This window comes from Gammaproteobacteria bacterium (assembly GCA_013151035.1).
Lineage (GTDB): Bacteria > Pseudomonadota > Gammaproteobacteria > JAADJB01 > JAADJB01 > JAADJB01.
The window spans coordinates 59,942-78,050 of the sequence record JAADJB010000023.1 but is presented as its reverse complement, the minus strand read 5'-3'; the positions used below and the strand labels follow the sequence as shown (position 1 = coordinate 78,050).

The window sequence follows — 18,109 nt, the reverse complement described above, 5'->3', positions numbered from 1 at the left end:
GGTAGGGTGCGTACCACGCACCAACACCATTTGAAATAAACCACGGTGCGCAATGCGCACCCTACTGGTTGTATGCATCATGCTTACGGTTTATGATTTGGACGTTATATAAGGGAATATTATTAATACAAGGGAGTGTATGATGTCTGAATATCGTCGTGTTTATACGGGCGGAGCGAGTTATTTCTTTACTGTTGTTACCCATAAAAGGCGCAGATTCCTTGCGCAGCCCAATCATATTATGATTGGGCGTTCTGTGGTAAGGGATGTGAAGCAGCGTTATCCATTTGCTATTGATGCCTGTGTGATCCTGCCTGATCATATTCATTTTATCTGGACGATGCCGGATGGGGATGTAAATTATTCCAGGAGGATTGGTTTAATAAAAGCCGCTTGTAGCCGAGCATTTATTGCCTGTGGGCTTGATATGCCTGCGGTGAATTTTTCGAGAAAAAGTCGTAACGAGCATGCCGTGTGGCAACGGCGATTTTGGGAGCACCGTATACGTGACGAGCGGGACTATCGTCATTGTATGGATTATTTGCATTATAATCCGGTGAAGCATGGTCTGGTTTGTTCGGTAAATGAATGGCCTTATTCGTCTTTTCATCGATGGGTGAAAGCAGGCGTTTATTCAATGGATTGGGGTGCCAATGTGGATATAGAGAGCGAGGGGTTTGGAGAATAAGCAATGGTGCGCAATGCGCACCCTACCGGTGGGTATCATGCATCATGCATCCCCGCCGATGGGTACTGCTCCGGGTAGGGTGCGTACCACGCACCAATGGCTCTACTGGTGGGGTATTAATTATCGTATTGATTTAAGTGGGAGATGTTGTGGGTGTTTAATGTTTTCCTCGGTTAAGTCTACATCAATATCGGGCCAATAGAAGTGGCCGGGGGATACTTCTTTAACGTGCATGATGGATTTGATTGTTTGATCTTTAAACCAGGGGAAATCATCATAAGGCATGAATAGCTCTTTATTGTGTGCCAGGAGCCATATTCCATGTGCTGAAACATTTGTAACCTCAACGGTTAAAGAGTTGTCGCCATGCGCTAATGAGCTCATTGTAATGTCCCTTTATTAGTGATTCGATTTCTCTTAATTGCTTGGTTGAGTAATGGTGGTTTTTAGCGAGTTGAATGTCAGGTTCAAGCCAGAATTTAGCTTCTCCATTGCCTGAGATCACATGAACATGCATGCGGTCTTCTTCCATAGAGAAGAAAAAGAACCTGTAGCCACCCTCTCTGAAAACCGTTGGGCTCATGTCTTATTCTTAAGTTGAGCGTTGTATCCATACGTTTTGTATTCAAATTAAGGCTAGCATAAAAGGCTGATAATTTCAGTAATAAACGATGGTGCGCAATGCGCACCCTACCGGTGGGTGTATCAAGGTAGGGTGCGTACCACGCACCAACACCCTGAAATAAACGATGGTGCGCAGTGCGCACCCTACGTTGTATAATATCCGCATGACTGAAACTACTACGCGTATTCGCGAAATCCCTTATAACTACACCTCGTTTTCAGACCGTGAGATCGTTTTGCGCATCCTCGGGCCGGAGATGTGGGCGATCCTTAATCAATTGCGGGGTGAGCGTCGCACCGGGCGTTCGGCACGAATGTTGCTGGAGGTGTTGGGTGATCTGTGGGTGGTGCATCGTAATGCTTATTTACAAGATGATCTGCTGGATAATCGTAAGCGTTTTGATGCCCTGGTGCAGGCGCTTAATCATCGGCTGGATCAGATTGTGGCGCGTGCCGATGGTAATGTGCTGGCACTACAGCTAGTGGAGCGAGCGCGTAAGGCGGTGGCTGAGTTTGAGGCGTGGTTTCCGCGCACCAATGATCTGCGTAAACGGCTGCGACATTATCTGCGCCGGGTGACGCGTAAGGATAATATTGATTTTAGTGGCATGGCGCGGGTCTCACATGCCACCGATGCAACGGATTGGCGTGTTGAACTGCCGTTTGTGGTGGTGACACCGGACAGCGAGGCGGAGCTGGCTCTGGTGGTGCGTAGCTGTGTGGAATTGGGTCTGACCATTATTCCGCGTGGTGGTGGCACGGGTTATACCGGGGGTGTGATCCCACTGCATGATGACAGTGTGGTTATCAATGTTGAAAAGCTGGAGGCAGTGACCGAGGTTGAGATGCGCACCTTGCCCGGGGTTGATGGCGAGGTGGCAACGGTACGTGCCGAGGCGGGTGTGGTGACACGGCGTGTGGCAGAGCGGGCGGAGGCAGCGGGTTATATATTCGCCGTTGATCCAACCTCACAGGATGCCTGCACCATTGGTGGTAACGTGGCAATGAATGCCGGTGGTAAGAAGGCGGTATTATGGGGAACCACGCTGGATAACCTGGTGTCCTGGCGTATGGTGGATGCCGATGGTCTGTGGTTGGAGGTGGAACGCCTGAACCATAATATGGGTAAGATTCATGAGCAGGAAGAGGTGGTGTTTCGTGTCACCCGTTATCATCTGGATGGTGAAACCCCGATGGGTGAGCCTGAGTTGTTGCAGATGCCGGGCGCCTCTTTGCGCAAGGTCGGTCTGGGTAAGGATGTTACTGATAAATTCCTTGGTGGTCTGCCGGGGGTACAAAAGGAAGGCTGTGATGGGCTGATTAGCTCGGCAGTGTTTATTGTGCATCGTATGCCCGCACATATCCGTACCTTGTGTCTGGAGTTCTTTGGTAATGACCTACAACGCTCGGTGCCAGCAATCGTTGAGACCATTGATTATCTGAATAAGCGTGGTGATTGTCTGTTGGCGGGGTTGGAACACCTCGATGAACGCTATGTGCGTGCGGTGGACTATAACACCAAGGCAGCGCGTCGAGAGTTACCAAAGATGGTGTTGGTAATGGATGTCGCCGGGGATAATGAAGATAGGGTGGCGGAGGCCTGTTCTGCGATTGTGCGGCTGGCAAACCAGCGTGATGCCGAGGGTTTTATTGCTACCAGCCCGGAAGCTCGACGCCAGTTCTGGGCGGATCGTAGTCGTACCGCTGCCATTGCTGCACACACTAATGCCTTCAAGATCAATGAAGATGTGGTGATTCCACTACCGCGCCTGGCGGATTATAGCGCGGGTATCGAACGGATTAATATCGAATATTCCATGCGTAACAAGTTATCTATGGTGGACGAGGTGCTGGTGTGTCTGCAACAGGATGGTTGTGAGCTACAGCAACTCAGTCTGCTGGATGATAGTGAGGAAGGCCGCAGTATATTACAGGCCAAGCAGGATGCCGCCCTGTCTCATTTGCAGCAGGTAAAAATCTGCTGGCAGGGCATACTCGATCATCTCGATGATGCCGCTGAGGATCATGCGCAATGGCTGCCCGACGAGGTGCAGGCACGGGCACAGGTCGGTGATCAACTGATCTCTTTGTTATTACGCCATGACCTGCGTATCTCTTATCGTGCTGAGGTCGAACGTCCATTGAAGGAAATCTTCTCCGGTAGTGATCTGGAGGTAGTGCGCGCGCGCATGGATAAAATTCATCATAAATGGCGTTCCTCGCGTTTGTTTGTGGCGACCCACATGCATGCCGGGGATGGTAATGTGCATACTAATATCCCGGTTAACTCGAATGATTATGTCATGCTGCAACAGGCGGAGGAGATTGTTGACCGAGTGATGGCGCTGGCGTGTGAACTGGATGGTGTGATCTCGGGTGAGCATGGTATTGGGCTGACCAAGATGCGCTATCTGGATGCTGATGTGGTGGAGGCGTTTGCCAGTTATAAACATAAGGTTGATCCTGGCGGGCATTTTAATCGCGGTAAGTTGATGGCGGGTTCGGGGCTGGAGAATGCCTATACCCCGTCTTTGCGTCTGGTGCAGCAGGAAGCGCTATTACTGGAAGAGAGTGAACTGGGGCTGTTGAATGATGATATTCGCCATTGTCTGCGTTGCGGTAAATGCAAGCCGGTTTGTACCACGCATAGCCCGCGTGTCAATCTGCTTTATTCACCGCGTAACAAGATTCTTGCCACTGGTTTGATGATCGAGGCTTTTCTTTATGAAGAGCAAACCCGGCGCGGGATCTCGATTCGCCACTTTGATGAGATGAATGATGTCGCCGATCACTGTACCGTTTGTCATCGCTGTGTCACGCCGTGTCCGGTCAATATTGATTTTGGCGATGTCTCCATGCGTATGCGCAAGATACTGAAGACACGAGGCAAAAAGCGTAGCTCGATCCTGACGCGGGTGGCGATGGCGTTTCTTAACGCCACCGATTCACGCACCATTCGCTGGTTACGCAAGCCGGTAGCCGAGTGGGGTTTTGCCGGGCAGCGTCTGGGCTACCAAATCTTGAAACGTCTGTTGCCGCAACGTCGCAAGGGTGATGCCGCCCTGCGTGCGCGACCTCGTGGGGTAACGGCACAGGTGATTCATTTCTTTGATCGTCCCTTGCCCTCGGCTTTGCCGATGCAGACCACGCGTGCCTTGCTGGGCGTGGAGGATGCCAGCATGATCCCGGTGTTGCGTGATCCGGCGAAGGTTACCGAGAGCAGCGAAGCCGTGTTTTATTTCCCTGGTTGTGGTTCTGAGCGTCTGTTTAGTAAGGTGGGTTTGGCGACTATGGCGATGTTGTATGATCTGGGTGTGCAGACGGTGTTACCCCCCGGTTATCTCTGTTGTGGTTATCCGCAGCGTGCCGGGGGTGATGAGGCGCGTGGGAATAAGATTACGATGGATAATCGGGTGTTATTTCATCGTGTTGCTAACACGCTGAATTATATGGATATCAAGACTGTAGTGGTGTCTTGTGGTACCTGTATTGACCAACTGCAACGCTATGAATTTGAAAAGATATTCCCCGGTTGTCGGGTGCTGGATATCCATGAATACCTGCTCGATAAGGGGGTGAAACTGGAGGCACTTGAGGGACAGCAATATCTTTACCATGATCCTTGCCATTCGCCCATCAAGACCCGCGACCCGGTGCAACTGGTTAGTGATTTGATGGGGCAGGAGGTGCTATTGTCGGATCGCTGTTGTGGTGAGGCGGGCACCTTTGCAGTCTCGCGCCCTGATATCGCCTCGCAGGTGCGTTTCCGTAAACAGCAGGAGATTGAAGCCGGGATGGCTACGCTTCGTTCAAGAGATAATTCAAGCAATATCAAGATGTTAACCTCTTGTCCCGCCTGTCAGCAGGGCTTGTCACGTTATCAGGATGATAATGCGCTAGAGGTGGATTATGTCGTGGTCGAGATGGCTGAACAGATCCTCGGCTCTGGTTGGGACAAGGCCTTTGTTGAACGTGTTAAGGCCGGTGGTATCGAGCGTATCTTGTTGTAGATGGCAGGGGTTCCTGGTTTGGTGGTATGCATTCCCACGCAGAGCATGGGAACGAGAGACAATGTTGCCCCCTGGTTCCCATGCTCCTGCGTGGGAATCCATATTTATCCTCAGTTAATCTGCTACAACAGCTTGTTTCCGCAAGTCTATGATTCCCTTTTTATTTCCTATTTTTAATTCCTTGTGTTTTTATAGGAATATGCGCTAAGCCCCTGTACTAAAAGAAAGAATTCCTGTTTTTACCCTGTCTTTCCCTTGCAAAAAGGGGAATTGCTGACTATAGTGGATGAAATGTGGAGATTAGTGGTAATTAGTGGGAATAATAAGCGTTAGAGGGGGCTGTTTTGTTTTTAGGGGGAAGTAGCATCAATCTTGATGCGAAAGGTCGTTTGGCGTTACCAACACGCTACCGTGCAATGCTGGTTGAGCATTGTCAGGGTCGTATGGTGTTGAGTGTGCAAAAAGACGGCTGTCTGTTGTTATATCCCTATCCCGAATGGCAGGAAATTGAGCGTAAGATCACAATGCTACCTAATCAGGATCGTCGGGTTCGTCAATTGCAACGCATGATGCTGGGTTATGCCACCGAGGTTGAGATGGATGGGCAGGGGCGCATTCTTATAGCTCCGCGCCTGCGCCTGTTTGCCAAGCTGGACAAGCGGGTTGAGTTACTGGGTCAAGGTAATAAGTTCGAAATCTTTAATGAGGCAATGCTGGATCAGGAATGTGAGGATTGGAAGAATGACCATCAGGATGATAAAGATCTCCCCGACGCGTTAGATAACCTGAGTCTCTAGGCCGATGGAGACAACACTTTCTCATTATCCGGTGCTGCTTGATGAAGTGCTGGAAGGCTTGAATATACAGGCGGATGGTATCTATCTGGATGGTACCTTTGGTCGTGGTGGTCATGCTGCAGAGATTCTGAATCGCCTGGGGCCCAATGGTCGTTTGATCGCGGTGGATAAAGATCCACAGGCGGTACGGGTCGCTCAGGATCGTTTTGGTGATGATCCTCGTTTCCATATTGAGCAGGGTACGTTTGTCATGTTGGGACAACTGATTAAGGATTTGGGGCTGGCAGGCAAGATCAACGGGGTGCTCCTCGATCTTGGTGTCTCCTCACCGCAGTTGGATGACCCTGAGCGTGGTTTTAGTTTTATGCAGGATGGCCCGCTTGATATGCGTATGGACCCGGATTCGGGTATGAGTGCGGCTGACTGGTTGGCTGTGGCCAGCGTTACCGAGATGACCCATGTATTCAAGACCTATGGTGAGGAACGTTTCGGTAAGCGCATTGCACATGCGGTTGATGAGACCCGGGAGGAGACCCCCATCCTGCGTACCTTGCAGTTCTCCAAGCTAATTAGTGAGGCGATGCCGGTGCATGATCGACACAAACATCCGGCTACCCGCACCTTTCAGGCGATACGTATCTTCATCAATCAGGAGCTGGATGATATTTCACAGGCACTGGAAGGTTTGATGGATGTGTTGGCTAGCGGTGGGCGTGTTGTTGTTATCAGCTTTCATTCTCTGGAAGATCGTATCGTAAAACGTTTTATGCGTAAGGAAAGCAAGGGTAAACCGATTCCTCATGGTTTGCCGGTAATGGGTGGTCCTGAGGGTATTCGTTTGCGCCTCTGTGGTAAAGCTATTCGTGCCTCGGCACAGGAGCTGGCTGAGAACCCTCGATCCCGCAGTGCTATTTTGCGGGTTGCGGAGTGTGTGGTATGAGTCGTAATAGCACGCTGGGTATTCTGTTTGTATTGGTGTTGGTCTCCGCCTTAGCGGTTATTTATGTGCGCCATGAAAGCCGCAATTTATTTTCCGAGATGCAACGCCTTGAGATCACACGCGATGAAATGAATGTTGAATGGGGGCAGTTACAGATCGAACAAAGCACCTATGCCACGCATGGGCGTATTGAACGCTTTGCCAGACGTCAACTGGATATGCGTGTTCCTGCCTTGAATAGTATTCGTATGGTGCAGCCATGAGCCGTGTTCAGGGCCAGGTTAATGAATACCGGTGGCGGACTTATGTGCTGTTTCTTTTGACGGCTGCGGCTTTTTCATCGCTGGTATGGCGTGCTATTGATCTACAGGTATTACGGCAGGACTTCTTGCAGGATCAGGGTGATGCACGCCATTTGCGCGTGGTTGCGATTCCTGCCCATCGCGGTATGATTCTGGATCGTAATGGTGACCCGCTGGCAGTGAGCACACCGGTTGATTCGGTCTGGGCAAATCCCCGCGAGATGTCATTGGATCGTGAGAGTATCGAACCGTTGGCTGCTGTTTTGGGCCTGGATGGTGATGAGCTACAGCATTTTTTACTATCGCGTAAGGGGCGTGAATTTGTTTATTTGAAGCGTCAGATGAAGCCGGAGATGGCAGATCGGGTGCGACAATTGCATATTCCGGGCATCTCTTTGCAGCGAGAGTATCACCGTTATTATCCGGGTGGTGAGGTGTTTGCTCATGTGTTGGGTTTTACCGATATTGATGATCATGGGCAGGAAGGACTGGAGCTGGCATTTGATGAATGGTTGACGGGTGAACCGGGTTTGAAGCGAGTGGTTCAGGATGGTCGTCGGCATGTGGTGAGAGATGTTGATGGTATTCGTGTGGCACATCCTGGCAAGGATCTGATATTAAGCATTGATCGCCGCATTCAATACCTGGCTTACCGTGAATTAAAAGCAGCAGTTGATAAACATAAGGCGCTTTCAGGTTCTGCTGTGGTGCTGGATGCAAACACGGGTGAGGTATTGGCGATGGTCAACCAACCCAGTTTTAATCCCAATAATCGGCGTAATTTTCGACCTCAGGCGATGCGTAATCGATCTGTTACCGATGTGTTTGAACCGGGTTCAACGGTTAAACCCTTTATCGTGGCAAGTGCTCTGGAATCGGGTAATTATGATGCCAATACACCGATTGATACGACCCCGGGTATCTATCAGTTAGGGGTCAAAACAATACGTGATGTACGTAATTTTGGCCTGTTGAATGTCACCAGCATATTAACCAAGTCGAGTAATGTGGGTATTAGCAAGATTGCCTTATCACTGGAAGCTGATGATATCTGGTCGGTGTTACAGCGTATTGGCTTTGGTAATGTTACCGCCAGTTCTTTCCCTGGTGAGGTGGCAGGCATTCTGCCTGACCCGCAACGTTGGGGTGATCTGGGTAAGGCGACCCTTTCCTATGGTTATGGTTTATCGGTTACTCCATTGCAACTGGCGCATGCCTATAGCGTATTGGCGAGTAAGGGTGCTTTGCGTCCGATTTCTCTGTTGCGGGTTGATGAACCGGTTGCCGCACAACAAGTATTGACGACACAGATTGCGCAGAAAATCGTACGCATGCTGGAGACGGTAGTGGGTCCTGGTGGTACAGCCAAACGGGCGCGTATTGCCGGTTATCGTGTGGCTGGCAAGACCGGTACCATGAAGAAATCAATAGCGGGTGGTTATGCAGATCATCGTTATCTTTCGGTATTTGCCGGGATGGTACCCGCTTCAGATCCCAGGCTGGTTATGGCGGTGATGATTAATGAGCCTAGTGTCGGTGGATATTATGGCGGCAAAGTGGCGGCACCTGTTTTTGCCAATACCCTGTCGGGTGCCTTGCGTTTATTGAATATTAACCCGGATGATTTATCTATTATGCAGAGCCAGCATGCTGTTGGTAATGGGGGTGCCGTATGATGACTGCCAGCGCATCAATGGTATCCATGAGTTTGTCTGAATTATTACCGGATCTGGTCAGTGCAACTGTTGACGTTGATCGGGTTATTACCGGTCTCAGTCTGGATAGTCGAACCGTGCAAAAGGGTGATCTGTTTCTGGCCTGTGCCGGTTATCAGGTGCATGGTAGTGTGTTTGTTGCTGATGCGATACAGGCCGGTGCGGTCGCCGTTCTATTGGAGGTGATGAGTCCAGCGGAAGAGCAGGTAACAATGCAGGATATTGGTGTGCCTTGTATCCCGGTGTATGAGCTGAATAAGCGTATGGGTCTAATCGCTGCTCGTTTTTATCGCCAGCCCTCGGCTGACATGATGACCGTGGGCATTACTGGTACCGATGGCAAGACCTCTTGTAGTCATTTTATTGCGCAATCCATCCATCTTCTTGAAGGTGTTTGTGGTTTGGTTGGAACCCTGGGTTACGGTTTGTATGGGCGTTTATTCCGTGGTCAACATACCACTCCAGATGCCTTGCGTCTGCAGTGGGAACTAGCTGAGATCAGGGCGCAGAAGAGTCAGATGGTGGTGATGGAGGTGTCTTCACACGCCTTGTCTCAGGGTCGGGTTAACGGAGTGAGTTTTGATATCGCGGTATTGACTAATCTGGGTCGGGATCATCTTGATTTTCATGGTGACATGAAGGCCTATGCGGATGCCAAACGATCTTTGTTTCAAACGCCAGGGCTGTCTCATGTGGTGCTGAACCTGGATGATGAACTGGGACAGGCCCTGGTCGAGGATGTTTCATCGTCGACGGCGGTCATTGTTTATGGCATGAATCCTGATCGCCTGAAGGTTATCTCTCGTCCCGTATTGCAATGGGTATGGGCGGATATAGTGACGATGGGTACGAGTGGTATGACGATCTATATTGATAGCAGTTGGGGACAAGGTGACCTTCATACCTGTTTGCTGGGACGCTTTAATGTCAGCAATCTATTGGCAACTTTATCTGTATTGTTGATTAGGGGTGTGGGTTTTGAGCAAGCGTTGGCGTGTCTTGCCAATGTGACAACAGTTGCTGGGCGTATGGAGCAATTTGGTGGCGGTGAACAGGCACTGGTAGTGGTTGATTATGCGCATACCCCGGGTGCACTGGAGGCTGCCTTAAAGGCATTACGTGAACATTGTCGTGGTAAGTTGTGGTGTGTGTTTGGTGCCGGTGGTGATCGTGATACGGGTAAACGTCCTTTAATGGGGCAGGTTGCTGAAAAGTATGCCGATTATGTCGTCGTCACTGATGACAACCCGCGTAACGAGGATGCCACTCAGATCGTGGTGGATATCCTGTCGCAGATGGAGCATGCCGATGATGTTTATGTGGAAAGGGGGCGCGCTCATGCTATTGAGTATGCTATCTCCTGTGCCAGCAAGGGTGATGTGATATTGGTAGCCGGCAAGGGACATGAGACTGAGCAGGTCATTGCCGGTAAGCAGTTGAGGTTTAGTGACAGAGAGCAGGTATTATATTATCTACAAGGCGATGCGCAATGATTTCAATGGCGCTGACAACGACTGCGCAGGTGCTGGATGCTCGGCTTGTTGGGCAGGATGCTATGTTTAATGGTGTGAGCATCAATAGTCGTTCTCTACAGCAGGATAATTTGTTTGTTGCTCTGCATGGCCCCAATTTTGATGGTCATGATTATATTGCCGCAGCACAGCATGAAGGTGCCGTTGCGGCGGTGGTGCAACGTGAAGTGGCAACAGATCTACCTTTGTTAAAGGTTGTAGATACCCAGCTTGCGTTGACGCAATTAGCAAAGCACTGGCGCCGGGAGTTTTCAATTCCTGTTATCGCGGTAACCGGGAGTAATGGCAAAACTACGGTAAAGGAAATGATTGCGGCTATCCTGGCTCAACAGGGGCCGGTGTTGGCAACGCAGGGGAATCTGAATAATGAGATTGGTGTCCCGCTAACATTATTGCGTCTGGCAACGGAGCATCGTGCAGCGGTGGTGGAGATGGGTGCCAATCATGCGGGTGAGATTGCGGCGTTAACAAAGGTTGCTGAGCCGACTATCGCCTTGATTAACAATGTGGCCGCTGCGCATCTGGAAGGTTTCGGTAGTCTTGACGGGGTCGCGTTAGCCAAGGGAGAAATATTCTCTGGTTTATCTGAACAAGGTATCGCTGTTATTAATGCGGATGATGTCTATGCACAGCAATGGCGGGATCTGGCTACAGATTATCAGCAGATTGATTTTGCCCTGGATCGGGATGCGGATGTATCTGCACAGTGGACTTCAAGTGGTAATGGTTGCGTATTAAATTTACAGACGCCATTGGGCTGTACTGAAATAGTGTTGTCATTATCCGGTAAGCATAATGTTATGAATGCGCTGGCAGCGACTGCGGTAAGTATTGCGGCCGGTGTGTCACTGGAAAATGTACGCCAAGGTTTACAAGGTTTTGCTGGTGTTCCCCATCGTCAGGAGTTAAAGGTACGTGACGATGGTTTGATTGTTATTGACGATACTTATAATGCGAACCCAGCCTCTTTACAAGCCGGTCTTGATGTTCTTGCGCAACGTCCGGGCCAACATTACCTGATTCTGGGTGATATGGGTGAACTAGGTAAGAATACTGCTGAACTGCATCGATTGGCAGGTGTGCAGGCACGCAGCATGGGGGTTGATTATCTTTATGCGCTGGGTGAGATGGCGCAATATGCCGCAGCTGGTTTTGGTGATGGTGGTCGAGGTTTTGATTCACAGGATACCTTGCTTGATGCCTTACAGGTGCTTGACGCGGCGAATACGACAGTATTGGTCAAGGGTTCACGTTGCATGAATATGGAGCGGATTGTGGATGGGTTGATGCAGTCACAGGGTGGTGTGGCATGTTAGTTCTGTTGGCAGAATATCTGACTCAATATCACAGTGGTTTTAACGTGTTCCAGTATCTAACCTTGCGCATTATCCTGGGTGTGTTGACTGCCTTGTTGATTTCGTTGTGGGTGGGGCCGGGCGTGATTCGTCATTTGAGTATGAAGCAGATAGGTCAGCAGATACGTGAGGATGGCCCACAAACACATCTTAAAAAGGCGGGTACGCCGACGATGGGCGGGGCATTGATTATTGTTGCGATTGCCTTGTCGACATTGCTTTGGGCGGATCTCAGTAATCGTTATATCTGGGTTGTATTGGTGGTTACTCTTGCCTTTGGTGTTATTGGCTGGGTTGATGATTATCGCAAGATCGTATTAAAGGATTCGCGTGGACTGTCTGCTCGTTATAAATATTTTTGGCAATCACTGTGTGCGCTGGGGACAGTGTGGTTTCTTTATGCCACGGCACATTCTCCAGCAGAGACGCAGTTAATTGTTCCCTTCTTCAAGGACATCGTGATCGATCTTGGCTGGTGGTATATACCGCTCAGTTATTTTGTCATCGTGGGTTCCAGTAATGCCGTTAATTTAACGGATGGTCTGGATGGTCTGGCTATTCTGCCCACCGTCATGGTGGCGGGTGGTTTGGCGATCTTTGCCTATGTGACGGGGCATTTTACGATTGCTAATTATCTTGCCATACCGTATGTCAGTGAGGCGGGTGAGGTGGCTGTATTTTGTGGTGCCATCATCGGTGCTGGTCTGGGTTTCTTATGGTTTAACACCTACCCTGCTCAGGTTTTTATGGGCGATGTAGGTGCGCTGGCATTAGGTGCGGCACTGGGTACGGTGGCTGTGCTGGTGCGTCAGGAATTGGTTTTTTTCCTGATGGGTGGAATTTTTGTGATGGAGACGGTCTCTGTTATTTTGCAGGTGATTTCATTTCGTCTGACCGGGCGCAGGATCTTTCGTATGGCGCCATTGCATCATCATTTTGAATTAAAGGGCTGGCCGGAACCTCGGGTCATTGTTCGTTTCTGGATAATAACAGTCATTCTAGTGTTAGCTGGTTTGGCAACATTAAAGCTTCGGTAAGGGAACATGAAACAGTGTAAACAAATGAACGTGTCACAACATGAACGTCACACCTTGATCGTTGGTCTGGGTGTGACGGGTTTGTCGTGTGTGCGTTATTTGTCGGCACAAGGTGATCTGTTGGCAGTAACGGATACCCGTACACAGCCACCCGCTCTAAAGACACTGGAGTGTGATTTCCCGGATGTCGCTGTGTTTCCTGGTGGTTTTGATGCTGATGCCTTCCATTGTGCAGAACGTATTATTGTTAGTCCGGGTGTGGCAATGAATCATCCAATGATTGTGGCGGCACAGGCGCAGGGTATTGAGGTTATCGGTGATGTGGAATTGTTTGCACGTGAGGTGCAGGCACCTGTTGTGGCAATTACCGGGTCTAACGGCAAGAGCACGGTAACGACCTTGCTGGGTGAGATGGCGCGTGTCTCTGGTTGTCAGGTACAGGTGGGCGGTAACCTGGGTGTGCCAGTGCTGGATCTGTTGGCGGATGCAGATGCTGAATTATTTGTGCTGGAGCTATCGAGTTTTCAACTGGAAACGCTGACATCGTTATCACCAAGGGTTGCTGTGGTGTTGAATGTTAGCCCTGACCATCTGGATCGTTATGAATCCTATGCACAATATTGTGCGGTCAAGGATAAGGTGTATCAGCATGCACAGGCCTGTGTGGTTAATCGTGATGAAGCCAGGCTGGCAGTGCGACAATCGGTTATTAGCTATGGCTTGAGTGAGCCACAAGGGAATGACTTTGGTCTGTGTGACAGGGAGGGTGTTGAATATTTATGTCAGGGTCAGGAACTCTGGTTAGCCGTGTCTGAGTTACGCATGCCTGGTCGCCATAATATAAGTAATGCCTTGGCAGCGCTGGCACTGGGTGTTGTGGTGGGTTTGCAACGAGAGGCAATGGTGCAGGTGTTGCGTGACTTTCGTGGTTTGCCACACCGTACTCAATGGGTTGCCGAGTGTAATGGTGTGCGTTGGTTTGATGATTCCAAAGGCACTAATGTGGGTGCGACGCGTGCTGCGCTACAGGGTCTGGATTGCCCGCTGTTATTGATTGCCGGTGGTCAGGCCAAGGGTGCTGATTTTTCACCCTTGCGTGAGGTGGTTAAGAATAAAGTACGCGTGCTGTTGTTGATGGGTGAGGATGCTGGCTTGATTGAAACGGCACTAGGTAGTGTGGTCAAGGTTATTCGGGTCAATGATATGCAAGAGGCGGTTCGTTGTGCCAATGATCTGGCTCAGCCTGGGGATGGCGTGCTGTTATCTCCTGCCTGCGCTAGTTTTGATATGTATAGCGGTTATGAAGAACGGGGCCAGGACTTTGTGACAACAGTACGAGGTGTATTGGCATGATTGATCGCCTGCTACGCCGGTTTGTTTTTGATACTGCGAGTGGTGCGCGTTGTCCACAGCTGGATTGTCGTTTGCTGTTGGTGGCGATTACATTGTTGACCCTGGGTGTGGTTATGGTGGCATCGGCTTCATTGGCTATCTCGGAACGTCATGTCGGACAACCCTGGTTTTATTTTTCCAGGCAGGCGGTGTTTGCTGTGCTGGGTCTGATGGTTGGAGCTGCGGTATTACGTCTGCGGATGTCCTTCTGGTTTAAACATGACCGGGCGTTTTTATTTATTGCCCTGGGTCTGTTGCTATTGGTGCTGGTGCCGGGTATCGGGCGTGAGGTTAATGGTAGTCAACGCTGGATGAATATGGGCTTGTTTAGTCTACAGGTGTCCGAGCCGGCACGTTTATTTTTGCTGGTCTATCTGGCAGGTTATCTGGTACGCAAGGAAGATGAAGTACGAGCTAGCCTACAGGGTTTTATTAAGCCAATGGCGGTATTAATAATGGCTTGTGCTTTATTGATTATGGAGCCTGATTTTGGTGCCACGGTGGTATTGCTGGCTGCTGTGATCAGTATGATATTTCTTGCCGGTGTGCGGCTGCCGTTTATGGGTGCCTTGTTGATGTTGGTCGGGGCTGTTCTGACATTACTGGTGATATTTTCGCCTTATCGTATGCGACGTTTTATGGGTTTTCTTGATCCCTGGGCTGATCCTTTCGATACCGGCTTTCAATTAACCCAGTCACTGATCGCGATTGGCCGGGGTGAGTGGTTTGGTGTTGGTCTGGGTGGCAGTATTCAGAAGCTGTTTTATTTGCCTGAGGCGCATACCGATTTTGTCTTTGCTGTGTATGCTGAAGAGATGGGATTGTTGGGTGTGCTGGTGCTTATTGCCTTGTATGCCTTTATTGTCTGGCGCGCCTTTTCAATCGCGCTGGTTGCAAGAAAAGCGGGCGATGTTTTCTCATGCTATCTGGCTTACGGGATTGGTGTATGGATCGGGGTGCAGAGTGTGATCAACATGGGTGTCAACATGGGGATTTTGCCAACCAAGGGTTTAACACTGCCATTAATGAGTTACGGTGGTAGCAGTCTGATTGTGATGAGCGCGGCTATTGCTATCTTGCTGCGTATTGATTATGAGACGCGTTGTTGTCTTGATAACATGGGTTCCGGTAGTAAAAAACCCTCAGTACGGCGACGCAGGAGAAGAACATGAAACATTGTGATGCTCCGGTTTTGATTATGGCAGGTGGTACGGGTGGACATGTGTTTCCTGCGCTGGCAGTTGCCCATGAGTTGATGGGTTTGGGTGTGCCGGTGATCTGGATGGGGACGCACCAGGGTATGGAGGCAGGCATTGTTACCCAGGCCAATATACCGATGCACTGGATTAATGTATCTGGTCTGCGTGGTAAAGGTATCTTCAAGATGTTGATAGCGCCTTTTATTTTGTTCAAGGCGTTGATCGAGGCGGCAAGAATTCTACATAAAACACGTCCGCGCGTGGTGCTGGGTATGGGTGGGTTTGTCTCTGGCCCCGGTGGCTTGATGGCATGGTTGATGCGTTACCCGCTGGTTATCCATGAGCAAAACCGTATTGCTGGTCTGACTAATCGTTGGTTGAGACCCTTGGCAACGCGTGCGCTGGAGGCCTTCCCCGGAAGTTTGCGGGCATCAAGAAAGACCTTGTGTCTAGGTAATCCTGTGCGTGCGGATATTAGTGCGATTGCTCCACCGCAGCAACGATTGGTACAGCGTAGTGGTCTGTTGCGGGTTTTGGTTCTGGGCGGCAGTCTGGGCGCACAGGTCTTGAATGAGCTTATGCCAAAGGTGTTTAAGCAATGTGCCTGTGAGGTGCGACATCAGGCTGGTCGTCGTGGTTTGGTTGAGGCACAACAGGCCTACCATAAACAGGGGCTGGAGGTGCAGCTTGATGCCTTTATTGATGATATGGCGGCCGCCTATGCGTGGGCGGATGTGGTGGTATGTCGAGCAGGTGCCTTGACTATTGCTGAGTTGGCGGCGGTGGGTGTGGCATCAATTCTGGTGCCTTATCCCTATGCCGTGGATGATCATCAAAGCGCGAATGCCCATTATTTAAGTGACGAAGGTGCTGCCATTCTGTTATCACAGACTGATTTTCAGGTGGATACGGTTGTCGAGCTGTTGACGGATTTTATTGCCGATCGAACCGCTTTGGTGAATATGGCTTGTGTGGCAAGGTCGCTGGCACAGTTACAGGCAACACAGAATATTGCTGCGGTCTGTTTGCAGAACAGCTCGCTGGGCGGGGAGGTGCTGAATGGGTAATGAAACCTTGAATGACTCGCTAAGTCCGGTGATTGCCGATGCCATGGGACGTACGCGTTGTGTTCATTTTGTCGGCATTGGTGGTGCGGGTATGAGCGGCATTGCCGAGGTGTTACTCAATCTTGGCTACCGGGTGACGGGTTCGGATCTGCGCAGTAATTCGGTTATTCAGCATCTACAACAGCTCGGTGCCCAGGTGTTTATGGGACATGCTGGTGAGAATGTCTGTAATAGTGATGTGGTGGTGGTATCCAGCGCTATTAATGAGGATAACCCGGAGCTACAAGCGGCACATGAACGGCGTATACCGGTTGTGCCTCGGGCGGAGATGTTGGCGGAGTTGATGCGTTTCCGTTACGGCATTGCGGTCGCCGGTACACATGGCAAGACGACAACAACCAGTCTGGTTGCCAGTTTGTTGGCAGAAGGTGACCTGGATCCGACCTTTGTTATTGGTGGTCGCTTGAACAGTATTGCCAGTCATGCGCGTCTGGGCACCGGCAAATATCTGGTTGCAGAAGCGGATGAGAGTGATGCCTCCTTCCTTTATTTGCAGCCCGTATTAGCGGTAATCACCAATATTGATGCCGATCATCTGGAGACCTATGAGGGTGATTATGGTCGTCTGCGTCAGACCTTTGTTGAGTTTTTACATCATCTTCCCTTTTATGGTCTGGCAGTGATGTGTCTGGATGATGTCGGAGTGCAAGAGGTGTTGCCTCAGGTGACGCGGCCTGTTCATACCTATGGTATTGAACATGAGGATGCCGATCTGCGTGCGATAGATATCCGTCAGCAAGGTGCCTGTATGTACTTTACGGTATTGCGTAGCCATGATGATCATCGTATTCCGGTTAAGTTGAACCTGCCCGGTAATCATAATGTGCTGAATGCCCTGGCGGCAGTCAGTATTGCGCTTGAACTGGGTGTGTCAGATGCGGCTATTCAGCGTGGATTAAGTCGTTTTTCCGGTATCAGCCGACGTTTTCAAATGAATGGTGAATTGACTCTTTCGGGACAGCGCAAGGTCTTGATGATTGATGACTATGCGCATCATCCCCGTGAGTTGTCTGCCACCTTGCAGGCGGTGCGTGAGGGTTGGCCTGAACGACGTATTGTGACGGTATTTCAACCCCATCGTTATACCCGTACGCGTGAATTATTTGAAGATTTTGCACAGGTTTTATCGGTTATAGATGTATTGATATTGACCGAGGTATACGCTGCCGGTGAGGTGCCGATTGCGGGTGCTGACGGACGTTCATTGTGTCGTGCAATACGGATGCGCGGTGCTGTTGATCCGGTATTTGTTGAAGCGGTTGATGATGTGCCAGCGGTGTTGCAGGATCTGTTGCAGGATCAGGATCTGTTGTTGGTTATGGGCGCGGGGAATATCGGTGTCATGGCCGCCGGGTTTGTTGAAAGCTGTGAACAGCCTGGGGTGCAATGAA

General features: G+C 50.2%; 15 protein-coding genes. 13 read left to right on the top strand and 2 right to left on the bottom strand.

Annotated elements, in window-relative coordinates; translation table 11 throughout:
• The first annotated feature begins 142 nt into the window (after nucleotides 1-142).
• Nucleotides 143-688, top strand: coding sequence for a transposase (locus GXP22_05780; GenBank protein NOX08987.1), 546 nt, complete (start codon nucleotides 143-145; stop codon nucleotides 686-688).
• 120 nt (nucleotides 689-808) lie between these two features.
• On the opposite strand, the gene GXP22_05775 is transcribed toward GXP22_05780, so the two are convergent.
• Together GXP22_05775 and GXP22_05770 are read right to left on the bottom strand one after the other, a co-directional pair.
• A complete protein-coding gene (locus GXP22_05775; protein NOX08986.1) occupies nucleotides 809-1,072 on the bottom strand; it encodes a DUF2442 domain-containing protein in 264 nt (87 codons plus the stop codon).
• Nucleotides 1,032-1,271: a DUF4160 domain-containing protein gene (locus GXP22_05770; protein NOX08985.1), complete on the bottom strand. Its 240-nt coding sequence runs from the start codon at nucleotides 1,269-1,271 to the stop codon at nucleotides 1,032-1,034. The genes GXP22_05775 and GXP22_05770 overlap by 41 nt, the downstream gene beginning before the upstream one ends.
• A gap of 205 nt (nucleotides 1,272-1,476) precedes the next feature.
• On the opposite strand from GXP22_05770, the gene GXP22_05765 reads away from it, so the two are divergent.
• The 12 genes from GXP22_05765 to murC all read left to right on the top strand — a co-directional run bounded on the left by GXP22_05765 (nucleotide 1,477) and on the right by murC (nucleotide 18,108).
• Nucleotides 1,477-5,322: a DUF3683 domain-containing protein gene (locus tag GXP22_05765; GenBank protein NOX08984.1), complete on the top strand. Its 3,846-nt coding sequence runs from the start codon at nucleotides 1,477-1,479 to the stop codon at nucleotides 5,320-5,322.
• 344 nt (nucleotides 5,323-5,666) lie between these two features.
• The gene (gene mraZ, locus GXP22_05760; protein ID NOX08983.1) at nucleotides 5,667-6,119 is read left to right on the top strand and encodes a division/cell wall cluster transcriptional repressor MraZ; all 453 of its coding nucleotides are present in this window, start codon (nucleotides 5,667-5,669) and stop codon (nucleotides 6,117-6,119) included.
• A gap of 4 nt (nucleotides 6,120-6,123) precedes the next feature.
• On the top strand, nucleotides 6,124-7,059 hold the full coding sequence (rsmH, locus tag GXP22_05755; protein ID NOX08982.1) for a 16S rRNA (cytosine(1402)-N(4))-methyltransferase RsmH: 936 nt from the start codon (nucleotides 6,124-6,126) through the stop codon (nucleotides 7,057-7,059).
• A complete protein-coding gene (gene ftsL, locus GXP22_05750) occupies nucleotides 7,056-7,322 on the top strand; it encodes a cell division protein FtsL (protein NOX08981.1) in 267 nt (88 codons plus the stop codon). Before rsmH ends, ftsL begins: the two co-directional genes overlap by 4 nt.
• Complete coding sequence (locus tag GXP22_05745) at nucleotides 7,319-9,037, top strand: penicillin-binding protein 2 (GenBank protein ID NOX08980.1); 1,719 nt, start codon at nucleotides 7,319-7,321, stop codon at nucleotides 9,035-9,037. Before ftsL ends, GXP22_05745 begins: the two co-directional genes overlap by 4 nt.
• On the top strand, nucleotides 9,034-10,569 hold the full coding sequence (locus GXP22_05740; GenBank protein NOX08979.1) for a UDP-N-acetylmuramoyl-L-alanyl-D-glutamate--2,6-diaminopimelate ligase: 1,536 nt from the start codon (nucleotides 9,034-9,036) through the stop codon (nucleotides 10,567-10,569). Before GXP22_05745 ends, GXP22_05740 begins: the two co-directional genes overlap by 4 nt.
• Before the next feature lie 5 nt (nucleotides 10,570-10,574).
• On the top strand, nucleotides 10,575-11,924 hold the full coding sequence (locus tag GXP22_05735; GenBank protein NOX08978.1) for a UDP-N-acetylmuramoyl-tripeptide--D-alanyl-D-alanine ligase: 1,350 nt from the start codon (nucleotides 10,575-10,577) through the stop codon (nucleotides 11,922-11,924).
• Complete coding sequence (locus GXP22_05730) at nucleotides 11,918-13,000, top strand: phospho-N-acetylmuramoyl-pentapeptide-transferase (GenBank protein ID NOX08977.1); 1,083 nt, start codon at nucleotides 11,918-11,920, stop codon at nucleotides 12,998-13,000. The genes GXP22_05735 and GXP22_05730 overlap by 7 nt, the downstream gene beginning before the upstream one ends.
• A 24-nt stretch (nucleotides 13,001-13,024) precedes the next feature.
• Nucleotides 13,025-14,353, top strand: a complete 1,329-nt coding sequence (locus tag GXP22_05725; protein NOX08976.1) for a UDP-N-acetylmuramoyl-L-alanine--D-glutamate ligase — start codon at nucleotides 13,025-13,027, stop codon at nucleotides 14,351-14,353.
• The gene (gene ftsW / locus GXP22_05720; GenBank protein ID NOX08975.1) at nucleotides 14,350-15,564 is read left to right on the top strand and encodes a putative lipid II flippase FtsW; all 1,215 of its coding nucleotides are present in this window, start codon (nucleotides 14,350-14,352) and stop codon (nucleotides 15,562-15,564) included. Before GXP22_05725 ends, ftsW begins: the two co-directional genes overlap by 4 nt.
• Nucleotides 15,561-16,658 (top strand): undecaprenyldiphospho-muramoylpentapeptide beta-N-acetylglucosaminyltransferase, encoded by a 1,098-nt coding sequence (gene murG, locus GXP22_05715; protein NOX08974.1) that lies wholly within the window; start codon nucleotides 15,561-15,563, stop codon nucleotides 16,656-16,658. The genes ftsW and murG overlap by 4 nt, the downstream gene beginning before the upstream one ends.
• Nucleotides 16,651-18,108: a UDP-N-acetylmuramate--L-alanine ligase gene (gene murC, locus GXP22_05710; protein ID NOX08973.1), complete on the top strand. Its 1,458-nt coding sequence runs from the start codon at nucleotides 16,651-16,653 to the stop codon at nucleotides 18,106-18,108. Before murG ends, murC begins: the two co-directional genes overlap by 8 nt.
• The last annotated feature ends 1 nt before the right edge of the window (nucleotide 18,109 follow it).

Excerpts from the sequence above, each read along its gene's own strand:
- GXP22_05780 (NOX08987.1), top strand. The coding sequence starts at position 143 with ATGTCTGAATATCGTCGTGTTTATACGGGCGGAGCGAGTTATTTCTTT.
- GXP22_05775 (NOX08986.1), bottom strand. The coding sequence starts at position 1,072 with ATGAGCTCATTAGCGCATGGCGACAACTCTTTAACCGTTGAGGTTACA.
- GXP22_05770 (NOX08985.1), bottom strand. The coding sequence starts at position 1,271 with ATGAGCCCAACGGTTTTCAGAGAGGGTGGCTACAGGTTCTTTTTCTTC.
- GXP22_05765 (NOX08984.1), top strand. The coding sequence starts at position 1,477 with ATGACTGAAACTACTACGCGTATTCGCGAAATCCCTTATAACTACACC.
- rsmH (NOX08982.1), top strand. The coding sequence starts at position 6,124 with ATGGAGACAACACTTTCTCATTATCCGGTGCTGCTTGATGAAGTGCTG.
- ftsL (NOX08981.1), top strand. The coding sequence starts at position 7,056 with ATGAGTCGTAATAGCACGCTGGGTATTCTGTTTGTATTGGTGTTGGTC.
- GXP22_05745 (NOX08980.1), top strand. The coding sequence starts at position 7,319 with ATGAGCCGTGTTCAGGGCCAGGTTAATGAATACCGGTGGCGGACTTAT.
- GXP22_05740 (NOX08979.1), top strand. The coding sequence starts at position 9,034 with ATGATGACTGCCAGCGCATCAATGGTATCCATGAGTTTGTCTGAATTA.
- GXP22_05735 (NOX08978.1), top strand. The coding sequence starts at position 10,575 with ATGGCGCTGACAACGACTGCGCAGGTGCTGGATGCTCGGCTTGTTGGG.
- GXP22_05730 (NOX08977.1), top strand. The coding sequence starts at position 11,918 with ATGTTAGTTCTGTTGGCAGAATATCTGACTCAATATCACAGTGGTTTT.
- GXP22_05725 (NOX08976.1), top strand. The coding sequence starts at position 13,025 with ATGAACGTGTCACAACATGAACGTCACACCTTGATCGTTGGTCTGGGT.
- ftsW (NOX08975.1), top strand. The coding sequence starts at position 14,350 with ATGATTGATCGCCTGCTACGCCGGTTTGTTTTTGATACTGCGAGTGGT.
- murG (NOX08974.1), top strand. The coding sequence starts at position 15,561 with ATGAAACATTGTGATGCTCCGGTTTTGATTATGGCAGGTGGTACGGGT.
- murC (NOX08973.1), top strand. The coding sequence starts at position 16,651 with ATGGGTAATGAAACCTTGAATGACTCGCTAAGTCCGGTGATTGCCGAT.